General features: G+C 63.4%; 9 protein-coding genes and 1 pseudogene. All 10 read left to right on the forward strand.

Annotated features, from left to right (window positions below):
• Positions 1-251, forward strand: a pseudogene (locus tag VMR03_RS05380) (hypothetical protein); the annotation flags it as partial.
• Between the two features lie 15 nt (positions 252-266).
• Positions 267-1,292, forward strand: a complete 1,026-nt coding sequence (locus tag VMR03_RS05385; protein ID WP_325403024.1) for an aldo/keto reductase — start codon at positions 267-269, stop codon at positions 1,290-1,292.
• On the forward strand, positions 1,289-2,131 hold the full coding sequence (locus tag VMR03_RS05390; RefSeq protein WP_325403026.1) for an amidohydrolase family protein: 843 nt from the start codon (positions 1,289-1,291) through the stop codon (positions 2,129-2,131). The genes VMR03_RS05385 and VMR03_RS05390 overlap by 4 nt, the downstream gene beginning before the upstream one ends.
• Positions 2,132-2,142: 11 nt before the next feature.
• Positions 2,143-3,255, forward strand: a complete 1,113-nt coding sequence (locus VMR03_RS05395) for a mandelate racemase/muconate lactonizing enzyme family protein (protein WP_325403028.1) — start codon at positions 2,143-2,145, stop codon at positions 3,253-3,255.
• Positions 3,256-3,263: 8 nt separating this feature from the next.
• Positions 3,264-3,593: an L-rhamnose mutarotase gene (locus VMR03_RS05400; RefSeq protein ID WP_325403030.1), complete on the forward strand. Its 330-nt coding sequence runs from the start codon at positions 3,264-3,266 to the stop codon at positions 3,591-3,593.
• A 10-nt stretch (positions 3,594-3,603) separates the two neighbouring features.
• Positions 3,604-4,338, forward strand: a complete 735-nt coding sequence (locus VMR03_RS05405) for an SDR family oxidoreductase (RefSeq protein ID WP_325403032.1) — start codon at positions 3,604-3,606, stop codon at positions 4,336-4,338.
• Entirely contained in the window at positions 4,335-5,183 is an 849-nt protein-coding gene (locus tag VMR03_RS05410) for an ureidoglycolate lyase (protein WP_325403034.1), read from the forward strand. Before VMR03_RS05405 ends, VMR03_RS05410 begins: the two co-directional genes overlap by 4 nt.
• 2 nt (positions 5,184-5,185) lie before the next feature.
• Complete coding sequence (locus VMR03_RS05415; protein ID WP_325403036.1) at positions 5,186-6,643, forward strand: alpha-L-fucosidase; 1,458 nt, start codon at positions 5,186-5,188, stop codon at positions 6,641-6,643.
• 114 nt (positions 6,644-6,757) lie between these two features.
• A complete protein-coding gene (locus VMR03_RS05420; RefSeq protein ID WP_325403038.1) occupies positions 6,758-7,228 on the forward strand; it encodes a MarR family transcriptional regulator in 471 nt (156 codons plus the stop codon).
• On the forward strand, positions 7,225-7,733 hold a 509-nt coding region (locus VMR03_RS05425), incomplete at its 3' end, for a TolC family protein (RefSeq protein WP_325403040.1). The genes VMR03_RS05420 and VMR03_RS05425, both read left to right, overlap by 4 nt.

Consider the following 7,733-nt stretch of genomic DNA (forward strand, 5'->3'; position numbering starts at 1 on the left):
GGGTCGCGGCGAGCAAGCTCGAGGCCGATCTGAAGCAGATAAGGAAAGATGGCGGGCTGATCGAACAGAGCCGGATCATGGAAGGCGTATGGGACATATCCTGTCCGATCATGGTCGCGGGCGAAGCCATCGCGGCGTTGACGGTTCCCTATGTGCGGTTGAAGACCAACGCGATCAGCCGCGAAACGGTGGCGCGCCGCTTGTCCGAGACGGCGGGGCGCATCTCGGTCGCGCTGCGCGACGCGAGCTGAGCGGCGGGAGGGACGATGACACTTCGCGCACGCATGGTCGGACGGACCAGCCTTTCGGTTTCGGAGATCGGTTTTGGCGCTGCGCCGCTGGGCAATCTCTTCGGCGTCGTGTCGGACGAGGAGGCCGAGGCGACGCTCGAAGCGGCCTGGGCGGCCGGCCTGCGCTATTTCGACACCGCGCCGCTTTACGGCTTCGGATTGAGCGAGGAGCGGCTCGGGCGCTTCCTGCAAACGAAGCCGCGCGACGCGTTCGTCGTTTCGACCAAGGTCGGCCGCTTGCTGAAGCCCAATGCGGGCTGGCACGAGCAACGCGAATTCTTCATCGATGCCGGCGCCTTCGAACCGGTGTTCGACTATTCCTATGACGGCGTGCTGCGCGCCTTTGAAAGCAGTCTGGACAGGCTGGGACTCGACCGGATCGATCTGCTGCTGATGCACGATATCGGCGCGGCGACGCATGGCGACGCGCATCGCGATCTGATGAAGGCCGCGATGGAAGGAGGCGGCCGCGCTTTGCAGAGCTTGCGGCGCGAAGGCCAGGTGAAGGCTATTGGGCTCGGTGTCAATGAGTGGCAGGTCTGCGCCGAGGCGATGGAACATGGGCGCTGGGACGCGTTCCTTCTCGCCGGCCGCTACACGCTGCTCGAACAAGAGCCTCTGCAAAGCTTCTTTCCGATGTGCGAGAAAGAGGGCATCGGCATTGTCGTCGGCGGACCTTTCAACTCGGGTATCCTCGCGACAGGTGCCATCGACGGGGCGCATTTCAACTACGGCGCGGCGCCGGCGGATGTGCTCGCGCGGGTACGGCGCATGGATGCCGTGTGCCGGGCGCATGGCGTGCCGCTTCCCGCCGCCGCGCTGCAGTTTCCGCTCGCGCATCCGCTCGTCGCGGCCGTCATTCCGGGCGTTGCCGATCGGAACCAGTTGGCGGCGGCCCTTTCCCATGCGCGGATCGAGATTCCGGTCGCGCTCTGGTCCGATCTCAAAGGCGAGGGACTTCTGCCGGTGGATGCGCCGGTGCCGGGGGAGGCGCGGCCGTGAGGATCGATGCGCATCAACATTTTTGGCGATTGTCCAAAGGCTATTATGGCTGGCTGACGCCGGAACTCGAGGCGATTTACGCCGATTTCGAGCCGGCGCAGTTGAAGCCGCTGCTCGCGGCGGCGCGCATCGACGGGACGGTGGCCGTTCAGGCGGCGCCCGATATGCGCGAGACCGAATTCCTGCTGGGCCTTGCCGAAAAGAATGCCTGCATCAAAGGCGTGGTCGGCTGGATAGACATGGAGACCGAGGACGGCGTCGCGGCGCTTCGCGATTTCGCGCGACACCCGCTCTTCAAGGGCATTCGGCCGATGATCCAGGACATCCTGCCGGTGAACTGGATGCTGGGGCCGAAGCTCGATCCAGCCTATCGCGCGTTGATCGAATGCGGGCTGAGTTTCGACGCGCTGGTGAAGCCTCCACATCTCGACGCATTGGCGATGCTCGTCGACCGTTATCCCGAACTCAGCGTCATCATCGACCATGGCGGCAAGCCGGCGATCCGCGAGGGACTGGGCGGGGCAGGCGGCTTCGACGCATGGGCCCCGAAAATCGACCGGCTGGCGCGGTTCCCGAATGTCGCCTGCAAGCTTTCGGGGCTGCTGACGGAAGCAAGGCCCGATGCGACGCTCGACGATCTCGTTCCCTATCTCGATCATCTTCACGACGCTTTCGGCGCGTCGCGGCTGATGTGGGGTAGCGACTGGCCGGTGCTTTTGCTCGAAAGCGATTACGCAGGCTGGAGCGCCATGTTCGAGGCGTGGCTTTCGACGAAGCCCGAGAATGCGCGCAACCAGATCATGGGCGGGACCGCGACCCGCCTCTATCGGCTTCAATAGGTGGAACGCGCATGGCGCTGATCGAGCAAGTCGAAATTCTGATGGTGCCGCTGGCGCCCAAGACGCTGCGCACGGACGCGATCCAGAGCTTCGTCTGCCAAGAGACGATCATCGTCCGCGTCTGGGACGCCGATGGCGCGGTCGGCACCGGCTATTCCTACACGATCGGGACGGGCGGATCGTCGATCATGCGGCTTCTGGCGGATCATCTCGTCCCCCGACTTATCGGACGCGACGCCGACGGGATCGAAGGCATCTGGAACGATCTTAAATTCCATACGCATGCGACGACCGTGGGCGCGATGACCTCTCTGGCGCTCGCCGCCATCGATACGGCGCTCTGGGACCTGCGCGCGCGCCGCGCGGGATTGCCGCTGTGGAAGCTCGCGGGCGGCGCGAAGGACCGCGCGCCGCTCTATACGACGGAAGGCGGCTGGCTGCATCTCGCGCCGGAAGCGCTGGTCGAAGACGCGCTCGAGGCGCAACGCCTCGGCTTTGGCGGGGCCAAGGTCAAGATCGGCAAGCCGAACGCCTCGGAAGACGTGAAGCGCGTCGAGTTGCTGCGCCTCGCGCTTGGCGACGAGTTCGACATTCTGACGGATTGCAACCAGGTCTTCACGGTCGATGAGGCGATCCGCCGCGCGGCGATGCTCGAGCCTTACGACCTCGGCTGGATCGAGGAGCCGCTACCCGCAGACGATCTCGACGGCCATATACGCCTCAGCCGATCGACGCCGATCCCGGTCGCGGTGGGCGAGTCCATCTATTCGATCCGGCATTTCCGCGAGTACATGCAGAAGGGCGCCTGTTCCATCGTGCAGGTCGATGCGGCGCGGATCGGCGGCATCACGCCATGGCTCAAGGTCGCGCATATGGCGGAAGGCTTCAACATGCCGGTCTGCCCGCATTTCCTGATGGAGCTGCACGTCTCGCTCGTCTGCGCCGTGCCGAACGGACAGCGCGTCGAATATATCCCGCAGCTCGACGAGATCACGACCTCACGGATGCGGATCGAGGACGGTCACGCGTTGGCGCCGGACGAACCCGGCCTCGGCATCGCGTGGGACTGGGATGCAATCAAGGACAAATGCGTCGAGGCGGTCGAAATCAGCGCCGAGCGGTGAGGGAAACGATGCAGCGGATGGGAATGGTGATCGGCGTCAGGCCGGAGAAGCTCGCGGAGTACAAGCGCCTGCACGCGGCCGCCTGGCCGGAGGTTCTGGCGATGATCCATGCCTGCAACATCACCAATTATTCGATCTTCCTGCGCGAGCCGGAAAACCTGCTTTTCGGCTACTGGGAATATGTGGGTACGGATTTCGACGCCGACATGGCGCGCATGAAGGAACACGAGCCGACGCGACGGTGGTGGGAGCTGACCGATCCCTGTCAGGCGCCGCTTGCGACGCGCGCGGCGGGAGAGCAATGGGCTTCCATGGAAGAAGTCTTCCATACGGATTGAGGAGCGAGGCATGAGCGGACGTTTGAGGGGAAAGACCGCGCTGGTGACGGCGGCCGCGCAGGGCATGGGCCGCGCGACGGCGGAGGCGTTCCTGCGCGAAGGGGCGCGCGTCATCGCGACGGATATCGACGAGGAGAAGCTCGCGACGCTCGAAGGCGCCGAGACGCGGCGGCTCGACGTGACGGATCGCGCCGCCATCGAGGCGCTGGCGAAGGAGACCGGTGCCGTCGACGTGCTCTTCAACTGCGCAGGCTTCGTTCATCACGGAACGATCCTCGACTGCGCGGAGAAGGACTGGGACTTTTCCTGGAACCTCAATGTCCGTTCGATGTACCGGATGATTCAGTGCTTCCTGCCGTCGATGATCGAGGCGGGCGGCGGCTCGATCGTCAACATGTCGTCGGTCGCGTCGTCGATCATCGGCGCGCCGAACCGCTTTGCCTATGGCGTGACCAAGGCGGCCGTCATCGGCCTCACGCGCTCGGTCGCCGCGGACTTCGTCACCAGTGGCATCCGCTGCAATGCAATCTGTCCGGGGACGGTCGAGACGCCCTCGCTCGACGACCGCATGAAGGCGCAAGGCGACTATGAGACGGCGCGGGCGGCCTTCATTGCGCGCCAACCCATCGGACGCATCGGACGGCCGGAGGAGGTGGCGGAACTCATCGTCTATCTCGCGAGCGACGCTTCGGCCTTCATGACAGGTAGCGTTCTCACCATCGACGGCGGCTGGAGCAACACATGAAACTTCTGCGATATGGCGCGGCGGGCGCCGAGAAGCCGGGGCTCATCGATGTGGACGGCAAGATTCGCGATCTTTCCCGCGTCGTGCCCGATATCGACGGGCGGGCGCTTTCGGCGAGCAGCCTCGCGAAGCTCAATGCGGTCGATCAGGCGACATTGCCGCTCGTGCCGGGCAATCCGCGTATCGGCCCTTGTGTCGGAAGCGTCGGAAAATTCATATGCGTCGGCCTCAACTATGCCGATCACGCGGCCGAATCCGGGATGGAGGTGCCGAAGGAGCCGGTGCTCTTCTTCAAGGCGACGAGCGCAATCTGCGGTCCCTATGACGATGTCATCATCCCGCGCGGATCGATCAAGTCCGACTGGGAGGTCGAACTCGGCGTCGTGATCGGCAAGGAGGCGCGTTACCTGTCCGAAGAGCAAGCACTCGATCACGTCGCCGGATATTGCGTCGTCAACGATCTCTCCGAGCGTGCTTTCCAGATGGAGCGCGGCGGACAATGGGTGAAGGGCAAGAGTTGCGACACCTTCGGACCGATCGGGCCCTGGCTGGTCACGAAAGACGAGGTGCCGGACGCCCAGCGGCTCGGCATCTGGCTCGAGGTCGACGGGCATCGGTACCAGAACGGCAATACGCGCACGATGATCTTCAATGTGCCGTTCATCGTTTCCTACATCTCGCAATTTATGAGCCTGCAACCCGGCGACATCATATCGACGGGCACGCCGCCCGGCGTCGGCCTCGGCATCAAGCCGGAGCCCGTCTACCTCAAGGCCGGACAGACGATGCGGCTTGGCATCGACGGGCTCGGCGAACAGTTTCAACACACCATCTCGGCGGAATGAACATGACCCAGAAAAAATACGAACCGACGCTCGAATCGTTGAACGCACATCCCATTCCGGAATGGTACGACGATGCGAAGTTCGGGATTTTCATTCATTGGGGCATGTGGGCCATTCCCGGCTTCGCCGCCAAGGGCGGCAACATTTCGGATGCGTTCAAGAACGACTATGACCGCGCCGTCGCGATGACCCCTTATACGGAATGGTACTGGAACGCGATCAAGGTGCCCGGTACGCCGTCGGCGGAGTTCCACAAGAAGATGTATGGCGATGCGCCATATCAATCGTTCAAGGAGCCGTTCATCGAAGGGTTGAAGCATTGGGATCCGGCGCAATGGGCCGAAAGCTTCCGCGATGCCGGCGCGAAATACGTGGTGCTGGTGACGAAGCACCATGACGGGTTCTGTCTCTGGCCGAGCAAGGTCGCCAACCGGCACGAGAAGGGCTGGACGACGGAGCGCGATATCGTCGGCGAGCTTGCCCGGGCGGTGCGCGCGGCGGGGATGCGGTTCGGCGTTTATTATTCCGGCGGCATCGACTGGAGTTTCAACCGCGAGCCGCTGCGGACGATTTCCGATTTCATGGGTTCGATGCCGGGCGGCGACTATCCGGCCTATGCGATGGCGCAGACGCGCGAGCTGATCGAACGATACGAGCCGAGCGTGTTGTGGAACGACATTTCCTGGCCGACGGGCGGCGACGAGCTGTTCGAGCTCTTCGCCGATTATTACAACGCCGTGCCGGAGGGCGTCGTCAACGATCGCTGGATCCATGCGAGCCTGCGCGGGAAGATCATGCGGCTGAAGGCGGCGCGGCGCGTGATGGATTATTTCGCCAAGCGGCATATCAGGAAAAATCCGAAATCGATCGAAGGTGTCATTCCGGCCGTGGTGCCGCATAGCGATTTCCGTACCCCGGAATATGCGCGCTTTGCCGACATCAAGAAGAAGAAATGGGAGGCGACACGAGGGATGAGCCATTCCTTCGGCTTCAATCGCAACGACCGCGATGAAGACTACGCCCCGGCGGAGCAACTGCTTTCGGATTTCATCGACGGCGTTTCGAAGAACGGCAATCTGCTTCTGAATGTCGGTCCACGTGCGACCGACGCCGGGATTCCCGACGAGCAGTTGAGCCGGCTCAAGACTTTCGGGGCGTGGTTGCGCGCCAATGGCGAGGCCGTCTATGGAACGCGCCCATGGACGCAGGCATCCGCCGAAACGGCCGAGGGACTTTCTGTTCGGTTCACACGGAAGGGCGAGGCGATCAACATCATCATGCTCGGCAGTCCGAGCGGATCGGATTTCCGCATCGCGAATGTCACACTGGCGGGCGAGGGACGTCTTCTTGCCGATGGAAGTCCGGTGACGCTCCAGTCGGAGGGGGGCGATCTTCTGTTGAGCTTCCGGGCGCCGCTCAAGGGCGATTTCGCGCCGGCAATCCGCGTCACGCCGGCCTAGAGAGCCATAACCAGACCGATATTCTGGTAAGAAAATAAATTCGGCGGCCTGTCTTGAAGGCCGAACGGACCCACGTCATATAGTTGCCCAGGCAGACATTGCTGAGGCAGGAATATGAGCAAGGGTTATTATCGTCCCGAGACATACAGGGCGAAGTCGGCGATTTCCTATCTCGTCCGGCGCGCCCACAATCTTCTCCTGCCGAAGCTCGAGACGCTGTTTTCCGAACACGACCTGACGTTCACGCATTGGGCGGTGCTCATGTATCTGCGGGACGGGATGGCCGAGACCTGTTCGGACATCGCCCGGGACATGCATCACGACAGTGGCGCCCTGACGCGCATTCTCGACCAGCTCGAGGCGCGGGGGCTGGTCGTGCGGCAACGCAGTTCGGTCGATCGGCGCGTGGTCAGACTTTCGCTCACACCGGCCGGTAGCGAGACCGTCGAATCCCTGATTCCGGTGGTGACGGATTTTCTCAATGGTGTCCTGGGCGAGTTTTCGCGTCAGGAGGCGGATCAGCTGATCGGGCTTCTGTCGCGTCTGGTGACGAGTCTCGGCGAAGCGGACGAGGTGAAGCCATGAGAGCCGCCGTCGCATTCGTCGCGCTGACGGGCCTTTTGCTCGGCGGCTGCGTTCTACCTCCCTCGATCGAACCGGGCGAAAAGGCTTTGACCGGGCCGGAGCTGGGTCTCGCCACGGAGGATGCGCCGCGGGCCGCGGATGCCTGGTGGACCACTTTCGGCGATCCGCAGCTCGACGATCTTGTCGCACGAGGACTGGCTCACAATCCGACGCTGGCGCAGGCTCTCGCCCGTATGCGAAGCGTGCAGGCGCAAAGCGGTGTCGCGCGGGCGCAGGCGCTTCCGCAGGTGACGCTCGACGGCGAAGAAACGCGGGAGCGGTTCTCGGGCACCTATATCTATCCGCCGCCTTACGCCGGAAACATGAACTGGATCGGCGATCTCAACGCCAACCTCTCCTGGAACATCGACTTCTGGGGCAAGCAGGCGGCGCTGGTTTCGCAAGCCGGTTCGGAAGCGGCGGCGGCGCAGCTCGATGCGGCCGGCGCGCGCCTCGCGATTTCGGG

Origin of the sequence: Parvibaculum sp. (genome assembly GCF_035511255.1) — a bacterium.
Lineage (GTDB): Bacteria > Pseudomonadota > Alphaproteobacteria > Parvibaculales > Parvibaculaceae > Parvibaculum.

Excerpts from the sequence above, each read along its gene's own strand:
- VMR03_RS05400 (WP_325403030.1), top strand. The coding sequence starts at position 3,264 with ATGCAGCGGATGGGAATGGTGATCGGCGTCAGGCCGGAGAAGCTCGCG.
- VMR03_RS05410 (WP_325403034.1), top strand. The coding sequence starts at position 4,335 with ATGAAACTTCTGCGATATGGCGCGGCGGGCGCCGAGAAGCCGGGGCTC.
- VMR03_RS05385 (WP_325403024.1), top strand. The coding sequence starts at position 267 with ATGACACTTCGCGCACGCATGGTCGGACGGACCAGCCTTTCGGTTTCG.
- VMR03_RS05405 (WP_325403032.1), top strand. The coding sequence starts at position 3,604 with ATGAGCGGACGTTTGAGGGGAAAGACCGCGCTGGTGACGGCGGCCGCG.
- VMR03_RS05395 (WP_325403028.1), top strand. The coding sequence starts at position 2,143 with ATGGCGCTGATCGAGCAAGTCGAAATTCTGATGGTGCCGCTGGCGCCC.
- VMR03_RS05420 (WP_325403038.1), top strand. The coding sequence starts at position 6,758 with ATGAGCAAGGGTTATTATCGTCCCGAGACATACAGGGCGAAGTCGGCG.
- VMR03_RS05415 (WP_325403036.1), top strand. The coding sequence starts at position 5,186 with ATGACCCAGAAAAAATACGAACCGACGCTCGAATCGTTGAACGCACAT.